Origin of the sequence: Solitalea agri, from assembly GCF_023914155.1 — a bacterium.
In the GTDB taxonomy this organism is placed as follows: domain Bacteria; phylum Bacteroidota; class Bacteroidia; order Sphingobacteriales; family Sphingobacteriaceae; genus Solitalea; species Solitalea agri.
Genome location: NZ_JAMWYS010000035.1, coordinates 86,373 through 106,992, shown reverse-complemented (window position 1 = coordinate 106,992; position 20,620 = coordinate 86,373). Strand labels below are relative to the sequence as shown.

17 protein-coding genes are annotated in these 20,620 nt (G+C 38.7%); 15 read left to right on the top strand and 2 right to left on the bottom strand.

Annotated elements, in window-relative coordinates; translation table 11 throughout:
* The first annotated feature begins 71 nt into the window (after nt 1-71).
* From NF867_RS10790 to argH, 10 genes are all read left to right on the top strand, one after another.
* Nucleotides 72-1,259 carry an argininosuccinate synthase gene (locus NF867_RS10790; RefSeq protein ID WP_252587929.1) on the top strand — a complete coding sequence of 396 codons (1,188 nt, stop codon included), beginning with the start codon at nt 72-74 and terminating at the stop codon, nt 1,257-1,259.
* An 88-nt stretch (nt 1,260-1,347) separates the two neighbouring features.
* Nucleotides 1,348-2,355 carry an N-acetyl-gamma-glutamyl-phosphate reductase gene (gene argC / locus NF867_RS10785; protein ID WP_252587927.1) on the top strand — a complete coding sequence of 336 codons (1,008 nt, stop codon included), beginning with the start codon at nt 1,348-1,350 and terminating at the stop codon, nt 2,353-2,355.
* A 36-nt stretch (nt 2,356-2,391) separates the two neighbouring features.
* A complete protein-coding gene (locus NF867_RS10780; RefSeq protein ID WP_252587925.1) occupies nt 2,392-2,751 on the top strand; it encodes a four helix bundle protein in 360 nt (119 codons plus the stop codon).
* Nucleotides 2,752-2,812: 61 nt separating this feature from the next.
* Nucleotides 2,813-3,955 (top strand): aspartate aminotransferase family protein, encoded by a 1,143-nt coding sequence (locus NF867_RS10775; RefSeq protein ID WP_252587923.1) that lies wholly within the window; start codon nt 2,813-2,815, stop codon nt 3,953-3,955.
* A gap of 66 nt (nt 3,956-4,021) precedes the next feature.
* Nucleotides 4,022-4,987 carry a Rossmann-fold NAD(P)-binding domain-containing protein gene (locus NF867_RS10770; protein ID WP_252587922.1) on the top strand — a complete coding sequence of 322 codons (966 nt, stop codon included), beginning with the start codon at nt 4,022-4,024 and terminating at the stop codon, nt 4,985-4,987.
* A gap of 87 nt (nt 4,988-5,074) precedes the next feature.
* Nucleotides 5,075-5,860 (top strand): acetylglutamate kinase, encoded by a 786-nt coding sequence (gene argB / locus NF867_RS10765; RefSeq protein ID WP_252587920.1) that lies wholly within the window; start codon nt 5,075-5,077, stop codon nt 5,858-5,860.
* A 67-nt stretch (nt 5,861-5,927) separates the two neighbouring features.
* A complete protein-coding gene (gene proC, locus NF867_RS10760) occupies nt 5,928-6,746 on the top strand; it encodes a pyrroline-5-carboxylate reductase (RefSeq protein WP_252587917.1) in 819 nt (272 codons plus the stop codon).
* A gap of 102 nt (nt 6,747-6,848) precedes the next feature.
* Nucleotides 6,849-7,910: a M20 family metallo-hydrolase gene (locus NF867_RS10755; RefSeq protein ID WP_252587916.1), complete on the top strand. Its 1,062-nt coding sequence runs from the start codon at nt 6,849-6,851 to the stop codon at nt 7,908-7,910.
* A gap of 77 nt (nt 7,911-7,987) precedes the next feature.
* A complete protein-coding gene (locus NF867_RS10750) occupies nt 7,988-8,806 on the top strand; it encodes a class I SAM-dependent methyltransferase (protein ID WP_252587914.1) in 819 nt (272 codons plus the stop codon).
* 145 nt (nt 8,807-8,951) lie between these two features.
* Entirely contained in the window at nt 8,952-10,283 is a 1,332-nt protein-coding gene (gene argH, locus NF867_RS10745) for an argininosuccinate lyase (protein WP_252587912.1), read from the top strand.
* Between the two features lie 76 nt (nt 10,284-10,359).
* Here the strand turns inward: argH and NF867_RS10740 are convergent, their stop codons facing one another.
* Nucleotides 10,360-10,929: a hypothetical protein gene (locus NF867_RS10740; protein ID WP_252587910.1), complete on the bottom strand. Its 570-nt coding sequence runs from the start codon at nt 10,927-10,929 to the stop codon at nt 10,360-10,362.
* 329 nt (nt 10,930-11,258) lie between these two features.
* On the opposite strand from NF867_RS10740, the gene NF867_RS10735 reads away from it, so the two are divergent.
* The 4 genes from NF867_RS10735 to NF867_RS10720 all read left to right on the top strand — a co-directional run bounded on the left by NF867_RS10735 (nt 11,259) and on the right by NF867_RS10720 (nt 18,423).
* Entirely contained in the window at nt 11,259-13,394 is a 2,136-nt protein-coding gene (locus NF867_RS10735; protein ID WP_252587908.1) for an elongation factor G, read from the top strand.
* A gap of 8 nt (nt 13,395-13,402) precedes the next feature.
* Entirely contained in the window at nt 13,403-13,675 is a 273-nt protein-coding gene (locus tag NF867_RS10730; protein ID WP_252587906.1) for a hypothetical protein, read from the top strand.
* A 222-nt stretch (nt 13,676-13,897) separates the two neighbouring features.
* On the top strand, nt 13,898-17,020 hold the full coding sequence (locus tag NF867_RS10725; protein WP_252587904.1) for a SusC/RagA family TonB-linked outer membrane protein: 3,123 nt from the start codon (nt 13,898-13,900) through the stop codon (nt 17,018-17,020).
* 14 nt (nt 17,021-17,034) lie between these two features.
* Nucleotides 17,035-18,423, top strand: a complete 1,389-nt coding sequence (locus tag NF867_RS10720; protein ID WP_252587902.1) for a SusD/RagB family nutrient-binding outer membrane lipoprotein — start codon at nt 17,035-17,037, stop codon at nt 18,421-18,423.
* Between the two features lie 285 nt (nt 18,424-18,708).
* Here the strand turns inward: NF867_RS10720 and NF867_RS10715 are convergent, their stop codons facing one another.
* Complete coding sequence (locus tag NF867_RS10715; protein WP_252587900.1) at nt 18,709-19,614, bottom strand: S66 peptidase family protein; 906 nt, start codon at nt 19,612-19,614, stop codon at nt 18,709-18,711.
* 137 nt (nt 19,615-19,751) lie between these two features.
* Here NF867_RS10715 and NF867_RS10710 point away from each other — a divergent pair, with 137 nt between their 5' ends.
* Nucleotides 19,752-20,156: a GxxExxY protein gene (locus NF867_RS10710; protein WP_252587893.1), complete on the top strand. Its 405-nt coding sequence runs from the start codon at nt 19,752-19,754 to the stop codon at nt 20,154-20,156.
* Nucleotides 20,157-20,620 lie beyond the last annotated feature (464 nt).

Genomic DNA, 20,620 nt, shown 5'->3' with positions numbered 1-20,620 from the left:
AACCAAAACAATCACACGGAAAGAGTCTTCCTGATCACTAGTGGCTGTTTTTAATATTTCTTAACCCCCAAATGAAAAAAGTAGTATTGGCTTTTAGCGGCGGATTGGATACCTCCTACTGCGCCGTATACCTATCAAAGGTAAAAAACATGGAGGTACATGCCGTAACTGTTGACACAGGCGGTTTTAGCAAAGAAGAACTTGTTCAGATTGAAGAACGCGCACTTTCCCTTGGCGCAAAAACCTACCGATGCATTAACGAAATAGATAACTATTACGAGAGCTGCATTAAGTACCTTATCTTCGGAAATATCCTTAAAAATAACACATACCCACTTTCGGTAAGCGCAGAGCGTATTGCACAAGCTATGGCAATTGCAAAGTATGCCAAAGAAATTGGGGCCGAAGCCATTGCCCATGGTTCTACTGGCGCCGGCAATGATCAGGTACGTTTTGACATGGTTTTTCAAATCTTAACTCCTGAGGTAGAAATCATTACTCCTATTCGCGACAACAAACTTTCACGCGAGGCTGAGATCGAATTCTTGGCTCAATATGGTGTTGTTTATAGTGCCGAAAAAGCTAAATACTCTATTAATAAAGGCATTTGGGGAACATCAGTTGGTGGTGCTGAAACATTAACCTCCAATGGTTTTTTACCGGAAAGCGCCTGGCCTACTCAGGTAACCAAATCAACGCCTGAAGATATCACTTTGCATTTTGAAGCTGGTGAATTGAAAGGCATCAATGATAAAAAATATGAAAAATCGGCTGATGCAATTTTAGCATTAACTGCTATTGCTGCACCATTCGGAATTGGGCGCGATATTCATATTGGTGATACCATTATAGGCATTAAAGGCCGTGTTGGCTTTGAAGCACCAGCTCCGCTTATCATCATTAAAGCTCACCATACTTTAGAAAAGCATGTACTTACCAAATGGCAGTTGTACTGGAAAGATCAATTAGCCATGTTCTACGGAAACTGGCTGCATGAAGGTCAGCTGCTTGATCCAACCATGCGCGATATTGAGGCATTTTTACAAAGCACCCAACAGTTTGTTACCGGAAAAGTATTTGTCAGCCTTCGTCCTTACCAGTTTTTGGTTACAGGCATTGAATCTGATCATGATTTGATGAGCGCCAAATTTGGCAGCTATGGCGAAATGAACAATACCTGGAGTGGCGAAGATGTTAAAGGCTTCACCAAAATATTCGGTAACCAGGTGAGTATTTACCATAAAGTGAACAATTTATAGTTAGATGAGAGATTTAGGATATGAGACTGAATAAATGGTTATATTAAATCTCACTTCCTAAATCAAACATCTTAAAACCTTTAAACTCATGTCTCAAATCTCTATAAAAGCAGGCATTATCGGCGGGGCTGGCTATACAGGCGGCGAATTATTACGCATCCTGATTAATCATCCTCATGTTGAAATTGCCTTTGTACATAGTAATAGCAATGCTGGTAACTTAATTTCAGACGTTCACTCAGATTTATTAGGCGATACTGATTTAAAATTTGCGGCCGAAACTTCACAGGATATCGATGTTTTATTTTTATGCGTAGGCCATGGCGATGCGAAGAAATTCCTATCAGCAAATCATTTTGATGCTAAGATTAAAATCATCGACTTAAGTCAGGACTTCCGTCTAAATAAAGCCGATGGTCACATTTTAAGTGCAGAGGGAAGTAACCGAACTTTCACCTATGGCTTACCTGAACTTCAACGTGAGGAAATCAGATCAGCCTCTAATGTTGCTAATCCTGGTTGTTTTGCCACCTGCATTCAATTGGCATTATTGCCTTTAGCTGCTAAAGGTTTGTTGAATGAAGAAGTGCATATTTCTGCCACCACAGGTTCAACTGGTGCTGGACAGTCGTTAAGTTCAACTTCACACTTTAGCTGGAGAAACAATAATCTTTCTGTTTACAAGGCATTCGGTCATCAGCATTTAAAAGAAATTACTCAAAGTGTAAAACAGTTACAAAATGGGTTTTCTAAAGAAATCAATTTCATTCCATATCGAGGTGATTTTGCTCGCGGGATTATGGTTTCGGCTTATACAGAATTCGAGGGCACTCAGGAAGATGCAGAAAAATTATACACTGACTTTTATGCATCCCATCCGTTTACGCATGTTTCAGCCAATAATATCGACTTAAAACAGGTGGTAAATACCAACAAATGCTTAGTGCATATTGAAAAACATGGAAGTAAATTGATGGTATTAAGCATCATCGATAATTTGTTGAAAGGCGCGTCGGGTCAGGCTGTTCAAAACATGAATTTGATGTTTGGTCTGGATGAAAACGCAGGCTTGAAATTAAAGCCGGTAGGATTCTAGAAAAGTTTTAAGTCATAAGTATTGGGTAATTAGTAAATGCAGGATTACAGAAAACTACTCGTTTGGCAACGTTCGCACCAATTCACTCTTGAGATTTATAAAATCTCTCAAGATTTTCCTAAACACGAACAATTTGGTGTTACAAGTCAGATTAGAAGAGCTGTTTTTTCAATTCCCAGCAATATTGCCGAAGGTTGCGGGAAGTATACAAAAAATGATTTGGCAAATTTTCTTCAAACCTCTTTAGGTTCAATAAACGAGGTTTCTTACTTATTACTCCTATCAAAAGATTTAGAATATATATTGAAAGAAAACTACAACAAGTTAAATTCAGAAATTGACGAAATTAAAGCAATGATGATTGCATTGATTAACAAAGTAAGAGGAAAAGAATAAAGCCAAATGCATTTATAAAGCATAAAGCGATTCAAAACTCATTGCTCAAAACTTATAACTTATGACATTATTCGACGTATACCCATTATTCCCGTTTGAATTGGTAAAAGCTGAAGGCTCTTACGTTTGGGATGAAAATGGCAACAAATATTTAGACCTGTACGGTGGACATGCTGTAATTTCAATCGGCCATACCCATCCGCACTATGTAAAACTGATTACAGATCAGTTAAATAAAATCGGGTTTTACTCGAACTCCGTTCAAATTCCGATTCAAAAGGAACTGGCCAAAAAGTTGGGAGAATTAACCGGAGGCTATGAGGATTACAGCTTGTTTTTATGTAACTCAGGGGCAGAAGCTAATGAAAATGCACTAAAGTTAGCCTCTTTCCATACAGGCAGAAAGAAAATCATCGCATTCAGTAAGTCGTTCCATGGCCGTACCTCGGCTGTAGTTGCAGCTACTGATGATAAATCGATCATCGCTCCTGTAAACGAAACATCCAATATCATCTTTGTACCATTTAACGATGAAGCCGCTTTGGAGGCTGTAATGAGCAATGAAATTGCAGGCGTTATTGTTGAAGGCATGCAAGGTGTTGGAGGCATACAAGTTCCTACAGACTCCTTCTTGCAAAAAATCCGTTCATTATGTGACAAATTTGGAGCATTGATGATCATGGATGAAATTCAATCAGGATGCGGACGTTCAGGCAAATTCTTTTCTCATCAGCATTCAAATGTTAAGGCCGATGTAATCTCAATGGCCAAAGGTATGGGCAATGGTTTCCCAATTGGCGGAATCATTATCGCTCCACATATTGAAGCCAAACATGGTATGTTAGGAACTACTTTCGGCGGTAATCATCTTGCATGTGCTGCAGCAATTGCCGTTTGCGATATCATTAAAGAAGAAAATTTAATGGAGAATGCTGCAGAAACGGGGGCATACTTAATGGCTGAGCTTAGAAAGTTTGATGGAGTAAAAGACGTCCGTGGTTATGGTTTGATGATCGGTGTAGAACTTGACAATTACGCTGATGTCCGTAAAAAACTGATGAACGACCATAAAATATTAACTGGGGTTTCAGGCAAGCAAAACACCATTCGTTTACTACCTCCTTTAAATATTACCAAGGCTCAGGCAGATGAGTTCTTGAAATCTTTTGCTCAGGTAATGAACTCTTTGGCCGTTGCGCAATAATCAACGGTCCAAAATAATTAACTTGTTTAAAGAACGATTGACATCAATTGCATATCAATTTATAGAATGAAACATTTCACATCAGTAAACGATGTTACCGACCTAAAGAAATGGGTTGATGAGGCGCTAAAAATTAAAGCAGATCCTCAGGGTTTCGTTGATATTGGAGGACAAAAAACACTGGGTCTAGTGTTTTTAAATCCAAGTTTGCGTACACGTATGAGCACGCAAAAAGCCGCAATGAACCTTGGGATGAATACCATGGTTATTAACATGGACAAAGAAGGCTGGCGTCTGGAAATGAATGATAATGTGATAATGGACGGTTACTCCGTTGAGCACATTAAAGAGGCCGCTGCCGTATTAGGGCAATACTGCGATATTTTAGGCTTACGCTGTTTTCCAAATTTGAAAGACCGACATGAGGACTACAGCGAGGAAGTGCTTAACAAGTTTATTAAATACTGTGGTGTTCCGGTGGTTTCTCTTGAAAGCGCAACCCTTCACCCGTTACAAAGCTTTGCCGACTTAATTACCATAAAAGAACATGCTACCAAGCCAAAACCAAAAGTGGTTTTAACCTGGGCCCCGCATGTAAAACCATTACCGCAAGCTGTATCAAATTCATTTTCAGAATGGATGGTTAAAGCACAGGAATTAGATATGGTTGACTTTGTGATCACACATCCTGAAGGCTATGAACTGGCCGAAGAGTTTACAAAAGGAGCTATGATCAATACAAACCAGGATGAGGCCTTAAAAAATGCCGATTTCGTTTATGTGAAAAATTGGTCCAGCTACAACAAATACGGTGAAATCTTATCTGACGGGAAAGGATGGATGATGGACAACGAAAAGTTAAAATTAACCGATAATGCTAAAGTAATGCATTGTTTGCCGGTTCGTCGTGGATTGGAGCTCGGCAATGATATACTCGACGGTAATAACTCATTGGTAATTCATGAAGCGGGCAACCGAGTATTTGCTGCGCAAACCGTGCTTAAAAAGTTAATCGAAGGAAACAAGTTATAAAAATGAATGGATGACAGAATGAGGGAATGATTGGGTTCTAAGATATTTTCTCGTCTAATTATTCACTCATTCAATTATTTATTTTGCATGCAACAAACAGTCAACATTATAAAAGTAGGCGGAAATATCATCGACAACGAAAGCAAGCTTACTACTTTCTTAACCGATTTTGCTCAACTAAAAGGATTAAAAGTCTTAATACACGGAGGCGGCAAAGTAGCCACCGAAATCAGTAAAGGTTTAGGCATTGAAGCTAAAATGGTTGATGGCCGTCGAATTACCGATACTGAAACCTTGAAGATCGTAACAATGGTGTATGCAGGTTTGATAAATAAAAATCTGGTTGCCAAATTACAGTCCAAAGGATGCAATGCTATTGGTTTAACTGGCGCTGATGCAAATATTATCCCTGCTCATAAACGCCCTGTTAAAGAAATTGATTATGGCTTTGTAGGCGATGTTGAAGAGGAAAAAATGGATGGAGTTGTACTTTCGGCATTATTAAAAAGTGGCTTATCCCCTATTTTGGCTCCATTAACACACGACCAGCAGGGTAATATGCTTAATACAAATGCCGACACTATTGCATCAACGGTTGCGGTATCATTATCAAAGCATTTCAACGTAAATCTGATCTATTGTTTCGAAAAAGACGGTGTATTAGATGCTGAAGAGAAAGTGATTCAGGAAATCAGCAAGCCTTACTTTGCTGAATTAAAAGAAAAAGGAGTTGTTATAGCCGGAATGATTCCTAAACTTGACAATGCATTTGCAGCGATTGACAAAGGAGTTTCATCAGTTTACATTATGCATGCTGATGGGTTGCCAACGCTGATCAACGACTCAAAAAATACGGGGACCAAAATTTCATAAAGCTCTCCTATGCGCCACCAACGCTAAACCCGAATGAAGTTGTAACTAACTTCAGAAACTTTACTTTATGTCAACTAACAACCTTAACATTGCCATCTTAGGTGGTGGAAACATTGGCCTTGCTTTGGCCAAAGGACTTGTAAAATCAGGCAGTTATCAACCTGGTCAAATTACCATTACCCGTCGTAATCTTGGTGCCTTACAGCCCTATTCTATCCAAGGTTATAAAATCACTAATAACAACAACGAGGCTGTAAAATCAGCAGATATTGTGGTTTTAGGTATTCTACCTCAGCAATTAAATGGTTTATTGGCTGAAATTAAAGATCAGGTAAATGAGAATCAGTTAATCGTTTCGCTCGTTACTGGGGTTTCAATTCAAGACATTAAAGACAATTTGGGTAAATCTCCTGCTGTAGTTCGTGCAATGCCAAATACCGCTATATCTGTTGGTGAATCAATGACCTGCATCGCTTTTGACGGAGTTAGCACTGAGCGTAAAGAGTTGGTGTTTGATATCTTTAATACCGTTGGAATAACCCAGGAAATTAAAGAAGAGCTGATGACATCAGCCACTGCATTATGTGCCTGTGGCATTGCGTTCTTCCTTCGTTCAATTCGTGCTGCTATGCAAGGTGGTGTTGAAATTGGGTTCCATGCCGAAGAGGCGCTTAACATGGCCGTTCAAACTGCTAAAGGTGCTGCTGCATTATTAGCTAAGGAAGGAGCTCACCCTGAGCGTGAAATTGATAAAGTTACTTCTCCTCGTGGATGTACCATTGCCGGATTAAACGAAATGGAGCATCAGGGTTTCAGTTCAGCACTTATTAAAGGGATTCGAACTTCTGCAATAAAAGCAGGTGGACTATATTCAAAGGATTCTTAGTTTTGCAGTCCCATTAGGGAAATCTATTAAACTAAATAAGAACCAATTTGAAATTTAGAGATCGTTCGTTTTTTAACGATCGATGTTATAAAGTATACTAAAATGACTCACCAACTTAAGCACGATGCGATAGAGCTCTTGAAAAAACTGATCTCTATTCAATCGTTTAGCAAGGAAGAAAATATTACGGGCGATGTTATTGAGTCTTTTCTGAAAGAACGAGGCGTTTTCACATTCCGAAAAATTCATAACATCTGGGCCTTTAATAAACATTACGACCCCAAAAAACCAACGGTTTTACTGAATTCACATCACGATACGGTAAAACCAAATAAAGGCTATACCAAAGATCCATTTAATCCAATCGTGGAAGATGGAAAACTATTTGGACTAGGTAGCAACGACGCGGGTGGATGTCTGGTATCATTAATGGCAACCTTCCTTTATTATCATGATAAAGAAGATTTGAAATACAATGTTGCCTTTGCAGCTTCTGCCGAAGAAGAGATTTCGGGCTATAATGGCATCGAATTAATTGTACCTGAGCTTGGACCTGTTGAATTTGCCATAGTGGGCGAACCCACTCAAATGCATTTGGCCATTGCCGAAAAAGGTTTAATGGTTTGTGATTGTGTGGCCTATGGAAAGTCAGGGCATGCTGCGCGTGAAGAAGGCGATAATGCTATTTACAAGGCAATAAAAGATATTCAGTGGCTGAGCACTTATCAGTTCCCAAAAGTATCGCCTTTTATGGGACCGATAAAGATGAGTGTAACCATTATTCATGCCGGTTCGCAACATAATGTGGTTCCGGATAGATGTGAGTTTACTATTGATGTTAGAGTAACTGAACAATACACCCATGAAGAATTATTGGAGACCATACGGGCTAATGTTGGCAGCGAAGTAACACCTCGTTCAATGCGCATGCGTTCATCATCTATTCCTGAATCTCATCCTATTGTACAATCAGGATTAGTTTTAGGAAGAACAACTTATGGGTCGCCAACTACTTCTGATCAGGCGCTTATTCCTGTCCCTTCATTAAAACTTGGACCGGGTGATTCAGCACGTTCACATACAGCAGATGAGTATATCTATTTAAGTGAAATTGAAGAAGGTATCGACCTTTATATCCAGATTTTGGAAAGAGTAATAGCCTGATTGCCGGTTACGAGTTATGAGTTATCGGTTAAATAAATTATTTAACTTAGAACATATAACCCACAACTCTTAACCTTATGCTTAAAGAAAAATACTTACACGGATTCTCAAAAACAGAGCAAGAACGACTGATGCGTCAGGCGCGTTTCCTCGAAAACTATATCTATGCCGATATCGATCTTTCTTCTGTTGAGAATTTATTAGAAGTTGGAAGTGGTGTAGGAGCGCAAACAGAAATATTATTGCGCCGATTTCCGAACCCTCAGTTAACGTGTATTGATTTTTCTGAAACGCAAATAGAAACCGCTAAAAAGTTCCTTGGTGATAATCCGGTAGCGAAAGATCGATTCGAAATTTTGCAGATGGATGCCACTGATATGGATTTTAGCTCTAACAATAAATTTGACGGCGCCTTTCTTTGCTGGGTTTTGGAACATATTCCGAATTCGGTAAAAGTGCTTTCAGAGCTGCGAAGGGTTCTTAAGCCGGGTAGTGTGATTTATCTAACGGAGGTATTGAATTCGAGTTTTTTCCTCGACCCATATTCTCCTAATACCTGGCAGTATTGGATGCGTTTTAATGATCTACAGTACGATATGGGTGGTGATCCGTTTATTGGAGCCAAATTAGGCAATATGCTGCAGAGCGTAGGTTATACCAATATTCAAACTACTGTTAAAACCATTCATTTAGATAATCGTCAACCAGGGAAACGGGCAGAAATGATCAATTTCTGGGCAGATCTACTCATGAGTGGTATGCCTAACCTGATCGACTCGGGCTATGTAGAAAAAGAAGTAGCCGAAAAGGTAAAGGAAGAAATGAAGGCCGTGGCCAAAAACCCAAATGCAGTTTTCTTCTACTCATTTGTGCAGGCAAAAGCATATACTTCATAAGATGTGAGAAGTGGGATTTTAGATTTGAGAATATCCATCGCATTTTCCATCTTTTCAAATATTAACAATTATTCGCTATGAGCATGTAGAGGCGAGAATTTTGTCCCAAATCTCACATCGCACATCGCATATCTCAATACTAAAAATGAAACTCTGGGCTAAAAACACCAACGTACAAAAAGAAGTAGAACAATTTACCGTAGGCAACGACCGCGAACTGGATATGTACCTGGCACCTTTTGATGTGCTGGGATCAATTGCCCATATCACGATGCTCGAAAGCATCGGACTTTTGAGCAACGATGATCTTTCAACTTTAAAAAAAGAACTCGTTAAGATTTATGGGGAGATTGAGCGCGGTGAGTTTAAAATTGAAGACGGCGTGGAAGATGTTCACTCTCAGGTTGAATACCTGTTAACACAACGAATTGGTGAAGCCGGAAAGAAAATTCATAGTGGCCGATCTCGCAACGATCAGGTTTTGGTTGATATTAAGCAATACCTCCGTAATGAGTTAAAACAAATCGTATTGCTGGTGGAACAGCTTTTCGGAACACTTCAAAAGCTAAGTGAAGAGCATAAAGAAAAATTGATCCCTGGTTATACCCACCTTCAGATTGCCATGCCATCATCGTTTGGCTTGTGGTTTGGGGCTTATGCCGAATCATTAGTGGATGATATGGAGTTATTGCTAGCGGCCTATAAAGTGGCGAATAAAAATCCATTAGGATCAGCTGCAGGTTATGGCTCATCTTTCCCATTAAACCGAAGTATGACGACTGAACTACTCGGCTTTGGTGCATTGAACCACAATGTGGTGTATGCTCAAATGACGCGCGGCAAATCTGAAAAGATTGTTGCAATGGCATTAGCTTCAGTAGCCGCTACTTTGTCAAAATTCGCCTATGATGTTTGCTTATATATCAGTCAAAACTTTGGCTTTATCAGCTTCCCTGATCATTTAACAACCGGATCGAGCATTATGCCGCATAAAAAGAATCCGGATGTTTTTGAATTAATACGGGCTAAATGCAATAAGCTACAGGGTTTACCTAACGACCTTACCTTGCTTACCAACAACTTACCATCTGGCTATTTCCGCGATATGCAGATCACCAAGGCACTGATTATTCCTGCCTTCGAAGAATTAACAGATTGCTTGCAAATCTGTAATTACATGTTGCAGCACATTACCTGTAAAGACGGTATTACCCAAGATGAAAAGTATAAGTACATTTTCAGCGTTGAAGTAGTGAATAACCAGGTACTGGAAGGTGTTCCTTTTCGCGAAGCATACAAAAACGTGGGTTTGGCAATAGAAGATGGCAACTTTGAAGTTCCGGAGAATATCCATCATACTCATGAGGGAAGCATTGGCAACCTTTGTACCGATAGAATTAAAGCTGAAATGGAAAAAGTTATAAAAGGCTTTGATTTCGAAAAAGTGGATACTGCTATTAAATCATTAATAAAATAAAATATTCGTTATATAAAAAAAGGACCTTGCCAGTTTAATCGGCAAGGTCCTTTTTCATTAAAAGATATCTTATTTATTATAACTGAATGATCAATCCGTAAACGATTAGACCCAAACCCACCACAAAGGCCAACCAACCTAATCCCCCTACTATAGCACCTAATATAATACCTGCTAGCAAAATAATCAAACCAATAAGCATAATTCGGCTGAACTCAACACTTGGAGCAGGAGCTGGTGAAGCTTTCTTTTTAGCTACCACTTTATCTACCCGTTTAGCAATTAGTTTCTCAACTTTTTCTTGTTGAGTAGCAGACAATTTTCTGAAAGCAGCATTCTTACTCATTTCTTCACGAACCAATTGACGAGTTGAGCTAGTTTGTTGTCCGGTTAAACTCTCAGATGCCTGAGCCGATCCATCAGGTGCAGTATAAGAAACCGCAACTGGTGTATTTACGATTTCCTGTTCTTGTTTTTCAACACTTACTTCCTCATTTTTATCCGATTCAGTGTTTCTCACATAAACAGGCTCATTGCTTTTTACTTTAACAAATTTAAGTTCATTCGAACATGATGCCGCTAATAGAGCGATGGACAGAATTCCAAAGGTTTTTAACTTCAGCATTAGGGTGCTAGTTGTTTTCATTTGCTTTTAAGGTTTGATTTTAATTTAACGAGGGGAAATTAACAATTTTCAGAATAATTACTCTTGGTTAAAATTAAATTCCTAAGAATAAAAGTGATTAAACTGTATTAAAGTTTGTTTTTATAAGTAACCTTGGGTAAGATAAACGCTCTTTGATTAATACATTTCTTAACTCCCACAAATTGACGCATCAAGTGTTTTCATTAATCAAAAATTAAAATTATATTAATATTCTGATTTACAGCAAATCAACCCATTCAACTCATTATCTCCGGTTCATTTCTGTTAAATTTTATAAAGCCTTTTTACCCACCCAAAAATGAAACTTTATGAAAACTTATGATGAAAAACACATTAAAAATGTAGTGCTGGTTGGCTCTGCGAAAAGCGGCAAGACTACACTTGCCGAAACAATGTTATTTGAAGCCGGAATAATAAACCGACGTGGTACGGTCGAAGATAAAAGCACCGTTTCTGACTACCATGAAATTGAACACGAACGAGGCAACTCTGTTTACGCAACCTCCTTACATACTGAATGGCGCGACTATAAGATTAATATAATTGATACCCCGGGTCTTGATGATTTTATTGGTGAAGTGGTATCATCCATAAGAGTTTGCGATACTGCCGTTATGCTATTAAATGCCCAATATGGTGTTGAGGTTGGGACTGAACTGCTGTGGGACTATATCGATCGATATCAAAAACCAACGATATTAGCCGTAAACCAACTCGATTCCGACAAAGCTAATTTTAATCAAACCATAGAAGAAGCTAAAAAATTCTTTGGCCCTGCTGTTACTGTCATGCAATATCCGGTAAATAGTGGACTTAGTTTTAACTGCATTATTGATCTTCTGAAAATGACCATGTATAAATTTCCGGCCGAGGGTGGAAAACCGGAAAAATTACCTATTCCAGATTCAGAAAAAGAACTTGCCGACCAACTTCACAATGAATTAGTTGAAAAAGCAGCCGAAAATGATGAACGTTTGATGGAGCTTTACTTTGAGAAAGGCAATTTAGATGAAGATGAACTGAGAGAGGGTTTAAAAATTGGGATGATGAAACATCAGGTCTTTCCGGTTTTCTGCCTTGCTGCAAAGAAAGATATGGGAAGTGGGCGTTTAATGGGCTTTATTGATAACGTTGCTCCTTGTGCCATAAATATGCCAGCTGAGTTATCAGAAAATGGACAGGAAATTCCATTCGACCCAAAAGGCCCTACCCGTTTGTTCATTTTCAAAACCCTGGTTGAGCCCCATTTAGGTAAATTAACATTTTTCAAAGTGATTTCAGGAGAAGTCTCTGTTGGGCAAGAGCTTAGCAATGAGAAAACAAATACCGTTGAGCGACTTAATCAGCTATTTATTGCTGACGGCAAAAATCGAAATGCCGTTGATAAATTAAAGGTCGGTGATATTGGCTGTACCCTTAAGCTCAAAAATACTTATACCAACCATACTTTAAATGGAAAAGGAGCTTCTGGTTCTATTGCTCCAATCAAGTTTCCCAATCCCAAGGTTCGGGTGGCCATTATTGCCAAAAACAAACAAGATGATGAAAAACTGAGCGAGGTTTTAGCCGAAATACACATGGAAGATCCGACCATTGAGATCGAATATAACCGGGAGCTCAAGCAGGTTATTCTTCACGGTCAGGGAGAACTGCATCTTGCATTAACCAAATGGCGTTTGGAAAATATTTATAAAATGCAGGTTGAGTTTATTAAGGCACGTATTCCTTATCGCGAAACCATACAAAAAGCCGCTAATTCATCCTATCGACACAAAAAACAATCAGGCGGTGCCGGACAATTTGGTGAAGTGTTTATGAAAATAGAGCCTTATTTTGAAGGAATGGCTCCCTTAAAAGATTTTCCGGTGAGAGATACAGAAACCCACGAGCTTGCCTGGGGAGGCAAACTGGTCTTTAACAACTGTATTGTAGGCGGAGTGATTGATGCGCGCTTCATTCCATCGATTTTAAAAGGCGTAATGGAAAAAATGCAGGAAGGACCACTTACTGGCTCTTATGTCCGTGACATCCGGGTAAGTGTTTACGACGGCAAAATGCATCCCGTCGACAGCAATGATATTTCTTTTAAGATTGCCGGGATGATGGCCTTTAAAGAAGCTTTCCATCAGGCCGAACCCCAATTGCTCGAGCCAGTATATGATGTGGAAACCATTGTTCCTGATGAAATGATGGGCGATGTGATGACGGAACTTCAAAGCCGTAGAAGTATTATTACTGGCATGGACAACAGAAGTAACTTTCAGGCAATCAAATCACGAACTCCCTTAGCTGAACTTGATAAATACTTTTCTGTTTTACGCAATATAAGCCAGGGACGAGCCAAGGTAACTATCTCCTTTGCTGAGTATGCCCCGGTTCCCGGCGAATTACAAAGAAAACTAACCGAGGAGCATCAGAAAGAACTGGCAACTGAGAGTCATTAATTATTCCAATGGGACGATATAAGTTATTGAACAGCTTGTTCTCAGGTAAGTTAGAAACTTTTGCTGCTAATAAAACTCCATGTTCTATTATCTATGCAGAGGAAGATAACCGACAGAAACACACTTTGGGAATAATTACTGATTTCTTTCAAAAAAATAATAAGGATTTTTTAAGAATGGATAATGGCCTGGAAATTAAATTGGAAACAATTCTAGATGTAAATGGATCAACTGCAATTGATTTTGATAATTACACTGTTAATGCATTCATTATTAAATAATCGAAAGACTCACCTAAAGGCAATTTCCGTTTCGAAAAAGTTACATAATTGACCCTCTCTAATCCTAAGGCTGTTTATTGATTTTTTAAGTAGGTTTTGTAACTAAATAGGTAAATCCTTGTTACAAAAGCCTTTATCAAATAGCTAAGTGTAAATATTTGGATAGTTAAACCATTTTTTTTTATTAAATTGGAGTGAATCAGTCATCTAAATTTTACTCTTATGAAGAAATGTTTACTATTAGTCGCCTGGCTAGTGATGTTCTCTTTAGTTAGCGTGGCGCAAAACCGCACCATTACTGGTACGGTTACCGACAAATTAGACGGCCAGCCCATTCCCGGGGTTACCGTACAAGTAAAAGGCACCAATTTGGGATCCCAAACTAATCAGGATGGGAAATACTCGGTTTCAGTTCCTAATGATGCAAAAACACTAGCGTTCCAATATGTTGGCTACATTACTCGTGAGATAACGTTAGGAACAAGCAATGTCATTAACGTTGCTATGGAGCAAGACTCTAAGCAATTAGGAGAAGTTGTCGTTACAGCATTGGGCATAAGCCGAGAGAAAAAGGCTTTAGGATATGCTGTTACTGATCTGAAAGGAGACAACCTTAAGCAATCTGGAGAGGTAAATGTTATAGAATCTCTTGCGGCTAAAGCAGCGGGGGTACAAGTAACAAGTGCAGCTGGTGTGCCTGGAGCATCAAGCAAAATTCAATTAAGAGGTGTATCAACATTTACGAGTGAAACTCAGCCTCTTATTGTTGTTGATGGGGTTCCAATTGATAACTCAACTACTACTACTGTTGCCGGAGATTATCCATTTAATCAAACATTAAGTGGGGTAAATAACGCCAACCGTGCAATCGACATTAATCCTGATGATATTGAATCAGTAACAATACTGAAGGGTCCGGCAGCAGCTGCATTATATGGAGCCAGAGCTGGAAACGGAGCCATTGTTTATACAACAAAAAGAGGTAAAAAGGGATCTGGATTAGGAATCACCCTTAGTCAAACCTTTGATTATTCAGAAGTTAACAGACTTCCTAATCTCCAAAGCAAATATGCACAAGGTGTAGGTGGTAATTATATTACTGCTGATCCAGGGCCAGATAATATCTATAATACTGATGATGATGTAAGCGGTGGAACTTCAAGCAGTTGGGGTCCGGCAATTGCATCCACACCTGACTTAATCTCTTATAATAACACCGATAATTATTTTGAAAAACCTTGGACAAGTACTACCGATTTATCAATTGACGGAGGAAACGACAAAGTAACATTTAGGTTTTCAGCTGGCAGAACAGATCAGAGTGGTATTGTTCCAAATACTGATTTCAAACGTAATTCTTTACGCATTACCGCTGATGGTTTCTTAAAAGATTGGCTAAAAGTTGGAGGAACAGCAAATTATATCAGAACTACCGGTATTCAATCTCAGAATGGTAGTAATATCGGAGGTGTAATGCTTGGTTTGTTGAGAGCGCCTGCTTCATTTGATATACGTGATTATAAATTCTCTAACAACTTTCAACGCACCTATTTTGCATTGTATGACAATCCTTTTTATACAGCGTATGAGAACCCATTCAATACAAGTGTTAACCGAATTATAGGAAATGTGTACTTATCTTATACCGGAAAACCATGGTTTAATGCAATGTACAAAATTGGAGTTGATTCATATTCTGATGACAGAAGACAGGTTTATGCAGTTTCTTCATTTGGTAACGATGCAGGAGATCAGACCGGTCAGGTAAACTATAACACAATTACCAACCGTGACATTTACTCTGACCTTATCTTTACGGGTGGAGGACCGCTAATCGGTGACATTAAATTGAATTATACTGCAGGTTTCAATATTAGCACAAGCAACTTTGGAAGTCTTTATTCAAGAGGACAAACATTATCAGTTCCTGGATTTTATGATATGTCCAATGCTGCCACCAAATACTCTTCAACTTCTGCAGTCAGAAAATATACAAATGCATTATTTGGACAGTTGGATTTCGCATTTAGAGATATGTTATTCTTAACCTTGACCGGACGGAATGAATGGTCTTCAACATTTGGCGAATCAAAAAATAACTTCTTCTATCCATCGGCTTCGTTAGCATGGCTATTTTCCGAAACCTTTAACCTTACCGATTGGATAAGCTTTGGTAAGTTTAGATATTCATATTCTCAGGCAGGTATTTCACCTGAACCTTATAATACAAAAACTTATTATAAACCTCCTATTTATACCGATGGCTTTACAAACGGTTTGAGTTTTCCTTATGGAAGCGCGAATGGGTTTGGCTATGATGGTTTAACAGTTTTGGGTAACTCAAATCTACAACCTGAAAAAGTAACGGCAAATGAACTTGGACTCGATCTTAAAATGTTCCAAAGCAGACTTAGTCTTGGATTTACTTACTATCATCAAACCACAAATGATATCCTCCTAAATCGCCCATTATCAGCATCCTCTGGTTTTACAGCTGAATATGTAAACTCTGGAAAAGCTGAAAACCAAGGCTATGAGGTCGAAGTTGCAGGTGATGTAGTTAAAAGCCAGAACTTTAACTGGAATCTTGGAGTAACCTGGTCAACAAATAAAAACAAAGTTTTAGAGTTAGCTGAAGGTGTTACGCAACTTCAATTAGAGTCTGCCTTTACCGATATTGGTTCATATGCAATTATAGGTGAACCTATTGGTGTATTTTATGGCACGAAATGGCAAAGAAATACAAATGGTGATTTAATAATTGGAGCCAATGGAGTACCATTAAAACAAGCTGAAAGCGGCAATATTGGAAACCCACAGCCTGACTGGATGGGAGGTATCAGAAATACTTTCACTTTCAAAGGAATTGGTTTAAATGTTCTGTTTGACATCCGACATGGAGGAGCTATCTGGAACGGTACTTATGCACGTTTAAACCGTTTAGGTCGTACAGAGCAATCAGCAGATCGAGAACGGACATATGTTATACCCGGCGTATTGGAAGATGGCACCACTCCTAATACCACAGAGATAAGTGCCTTAACTTATTTTTCACAATACTTGGGAGATGGCGGTGGCGCAGCCGAGCAGTTTGTTGAAGATGTAAACTGGTTTAGAGTTCGAGAGGTTTCACTTTCTTATACATTTAGACTTAAAAAGATGGAAAAATTTATCCATTCACTCAGTGTTAGAGCAACCGGCCGAAACTTATTCCTCGATACAAATTATAAAGGTGGAGATCCTGAGACTAGTTTAACAGGTGCTGGATCAAATCTGAATGGCTTTGACTACTTTAATAATCCTGGTGCCCGCTCATTTATTTTTGGTTTAACTGTTGGATTCTAATTATAACAATAACCATGAAAAGAATTATAACTTACATAATACTAGGATTTATACTGACTGTTTCATCTTGTCAATCAAAGCTTGATGACTACGGAGTAAATCCTAACAATCCGGAAAATTCATCCCCTAGCTTATTATTAAGCTCTACTGAGGTAGGTACTTTTGCCAACCTAACCGGAGATCTGGCTCGTCAAACGAATTTATTCACTCAACACGTAGCCGGCGTGGATGGACAATATCAAAACTATGCTCGTTATGATATTAATGAAAACGATATTTTAAATTCCTGGCAAACCTTATTTGCAGGAACAATGATCAATGCCAATCAAATTATTGTGACATACGGAAACGAAAATCCTTACTATGAAGGAATATCACAAATTTTGATGGCCATGAATTTAGGCTTGGCTACTGATCTTTGGGGTGATGTTCCATATTCAGAGGCTTTTAATGGTTTACAAAGAAACTTTACTCCTAAATTTGAACCACAAGAACAGGTTATAGCCGATATTCAAACATTGTTAGATAATGCTATTACAAACTTAAAGGAACCGTTAACATCTAATGCGTTTATTCCGGCCGCTGATGATATTATTTTTGGTGGAGATGTAGCTAAATGGATTCGTTCGGCTTATATACTTAAGGCGAGATATGCAAATCGGTTAAGTCAAGTTGATCCAACAGGGAGTGCAACAAAAGCTTTACAAGACTTAGCCGCAGCAGATCTTTCGCTTAAAGAATTAGATGACATGAAGGCTGTTTTTTACGACAATAACCCCTCAAATTATAATCAATGGGCTGCCTTTATGGACAATAGAGGATATATAAGAATGGGAAATTTTTTTATTAACCTTTTAGTGACTAATAATGATCCCCGGTTGCCATTTTTTGCTGCAAAAGACGATGCTGGTGGTTATTCAGGAAATAGTCCTTCGGATATAACCACTAATTCTACTTCAGCGCCAGGCCCTGGAATTGCTTCGAATGGCTCGCCACTACCTTTAGTTACCTATGCTGAAGCTCAGTTCATCGCCGCGGAAGCAAATTTAAGGCTTGGAAATGCAGCAGCAGCAGCAACAGCCCATAATGAAGCAGTTACATCCTCTGTGAGAGCTGTAACCGGAGCTGTTCCTCCTGCAGCATTTGTCACTGCTTTTGCAAGCGAAACAGCTGGAACAATAAGCTTACAAAAGATCATTACACAAAAATACATTGCCCTGTTTACTCAAACCGAGCCTTACGATGATTACAGAAGAGTCGGAATTCCTGCTTTAACCCCTAATCCTAACGGTGTTAAACCTCAGATTCCGCTACGCTATCCTACCTCAATTGACGAACGATTATATAATCCAAATGCAACCGTAGTTAGCGATAACTATGTTCCCGTTTGGTGGGATAAATAAAATGCTTGAAGATTTGTCCAAAAAGCAATTAAGCCTTTTGGACAAATCTTATATATACATCTAGTAAAAACATTTACCCATCACTTAAGAATTCACTTGCGATCATCTACACATACTGATACAATAATCCTTTAAATTTTATCCGCTCTTATGAAGAAAATCCTCTGCTGCTAATAATCTACTTAGCTACCTCTGGGCTAACGATCAATAATAAGAATAAGAAATAATCAAATTAATCAGACCGATTAGAAGCATAAAAAACGCCCCGATTTCTCGGGGCGTTTTTTATGCCTTTTGGCTAAAACTTACATTTTTACCAACTCTTAAAGTAGCCTGCACTCCCATTTTAATTGCCCGGTTATCGGCAATATGTCCTGCGGGAAAACCAAAGCAAACCGGATAGTTATAATCTTTTACCTTTTCCCAAATAATCTCTTCATAGCTCAAGCCAAACGGAATCTCATTATCCTGCAGTTCGGTAAAACCACCAATGATCAAGCCTTTTAAATTCTTTAATTTATCAGAACGTTTTAGGTTCCACATCATACGGTCCAGATTGTACATCCACTCCCCTACCTCTTCTATAAATAAAATCTTATCATACATAAACAATTCGGAAACGGTATTCTGCACGGTATGAATTAACGATAGATTCCCTCCAACTATTTCACCTTCTACCTCACCATACCTACTAAATGAAGATTCATTTTTGAATGAATAATCGAGTTCTTCACCAAACAAGGCGTTTTTAAGTGAGGCAATCGCTTCAGGTGTTTTATTGTCAATTATCACAGGCATCGAAGCATGCAAAGTGGGTATCTCATACATGCTGTTAATATGTGAATGTAAAGCCGTAACATCACTAAAACCTACCAACCACTTGGGCTGTTGAATTAAGCCTGAAAAATCCACCGCATCAATCATTCTTATAGTACCGTAGCCCCCACGTGCACAAACAATCGCTTTTACTTCCGGATCGTTAAAAAAATTTGTCAAATCCTGCGCACGCAACTGGTCATCGCCTCCGAAAATATGCCACTCAACATTAACCGTACTTCCCAATTTTACCTTTAACCCCCAGCTTTCAAATAAATTAATAGCTGGTTGGAGTTGGTCATTAGTCACATATCGGGCAGTGCATAATATGCCTATTGTATCACCGGGTTGTAAGTATGCAGGAGTTCTGTTCATAGCGCAAAGATGTAATGATTAGCGGCAAGAATCAAACCTTATGCATAATTGTACACGCCAAATTTCTTACCAATTAAGCCGACGAGAGGTTCTTGGGACCTAATATTTAACATCAAAACAATAAATAGTTATATTTAATGAATACCATTATCTACCTGTTTTCTATGAGTGAAAATGAGATTTCCTATCTTATCAGAGGTGCGATTTTTTCAGTATTCAACAACTTAGGCCCAGGTTTACTGGAGTCTGCTTATGAAACCGCTTTAGCCTATGAATTGAAAAAAATGGGATTGGACGTAAAAGCTCAATGTGCATTACCTCTTATATATGACGGAATAAAACTAGATGCCGGCTATCGAATCGATTTACTTATCAATAATCTGGTGGTAGTTGAAATTAAATCAGTAGAAAACTTGGCTGAAGTACACCATAAACAATTAATTACCTATCTAAAACTATCGGAAAAGAAATTAGGCTTATTAGTGAACTTTAACTGTGTTGATATCTCCAAATCGATATTTAGAAAAGTAAATGGTTTATAGACACTGGTACACAAAGTTTCTTTTGTTTTTTATTTCCTGCGTAAATCTGCAAGATCCGAAATCTAAAATACTCCTGCAGTTAAAATGTCTCCCGCAGATTTCGCTGATGTTCGCAGATCTTATTCCTATATTTTTTATCTGCGCAAATTTCCGTGATCTGCGGGCTAAAATGTCTCCCGCAGATTTCGTTAACATTCGCAGATCCTATTTAATCTTTATTTTCTGCAGTAATCTCCCTGATCCGCGGGCCAAAATACCTCCCGCAGATTTCGCTGATATTCGCAGATCCTTTTTAATCTTTGTTTTCTGGGCAAATCTCCCTGATCCGCGGGCCAAAATACAATGCCATTATTCCCTTGCGCTAAATTCTTTATCTTTGCCGAGTTTCGTGAGAATTTTGACTACGATGGAAGCTTTGAAATAGGCTACCTACTCCTGTCTAAACTCTCAATCTATCATTACAT

Bases quoted from the DNA above. Each gene is read 5' to 3' on its own strand.
- NF867_RS10755 (WP_252587916.1), top strand. From the start codon at position 6,849: ATGACTCACCAACTTAAGCACGATGCGATAGAGCTCTTGAAAAAACTG.
- NF867_RS10715 (WP_252587900.1), bottom strand. From the start codon at position 19,614: ATGAACAGAACTCCTGCATACTTACAACCCGGTGATACAATAGGCATA.
- NF867_RS10770 (WP_252587922.1), top strand. From the start codon at position 4,022: ATGAAACATTTCACATCAGTAAACGATGTTACCGACCTAAAGAAATGG.
- NF867_RS10710 (WP_252587893.1), top strand. From the start codon at position 19,752: ATGAATACCATTATCTACCTGTTTTCTATGAGTGAAAATGAGATTTCC.
- NF867_RS10775 (WP_252587923.1), top strand. From the start codon at position 2,813: ATGACATTATTCGACGTATACCCATTATTCCCGTTTGAATTGGTAAAA.
- NF867_RS10730 (WP_252587906.1), top strand. From the start codon at position 13,403: ATGGGACGATATAAGTTATTGAACAGCTTGTTCTCAGGTAAGTTAGAA.
- NF867_RS10735 (WP_252587908.1), top strand. From the start codon at position 11,259: ATGAAAACTTATGATGAAAAACACATTAAAAATGTAGTGCTGGTTGGC.
- argB (WP_252587920.1), top strand. From the start codon at position 5,075: ATGCAACAAACAGTCAACATTATAAAAGTAGGCGGAAATATCATCGAC.
- argC (WP_252587927.1), top strand. From the start codon at position 1,348: ATGTCTCAAATCTCTATAAAAGCAGGCATTATCGGCGGGGCTGGCTAT.
- NF867_RS10750 (WP_252587914.1), top strand. From the start codon at position 7,988: ATGCTTAAAGAAAAATACTTACACGGATTCTCAAAAACAGAGCAAGAA.
- argH (WP_252587912.1), top strand. From the start codon at position 8,952: ATGAAACTCTGGGCTAAAAACACCAACGTACAAAAAGAAGTAGAACAA.
- NF867_RS10790 (WP_252587929.1), top strand. From the start codon at position 72: ATGAAAAAAGTAGTATTGGCTTTTAGCGGCGGATTGGATACCTCCTAC.
- NF867_RS10740 (WP_252587910.1), bottom strand. From the start codon at position 10,929: ATGAAAACAACTAGCACCCTAATGCTGAAGTTAAAAACCTTTGGAATT.
- proC (WP_252587917.1), top strand. From the start codon at position 5,928: ATGTCAACTAACAACCTTAACATTGCCATCTTAGGTGGTGGAAACATT.
- NF867_RS10725 (WP_252587904.1), top strand. From the start codon at position 13,898: ATGAAGAAATGTTTACTATTAGTCGCCTGGCTAGTGATGTTCTCTTTA.
- NF867_RS10720 (WP_252587902.1), top strand. From the start codon at position 17,035: ATGAAAAGAATTATAACTTACATAATACTAGGATTTATACTGACTGTT.
- NF867_RS10780 (WP_252587925.1), top strand. From the start codon at position 2,392: ATGCAGGATTACAGAAAACTACTCGTTTGGCAACGTTCGCACCAATTC.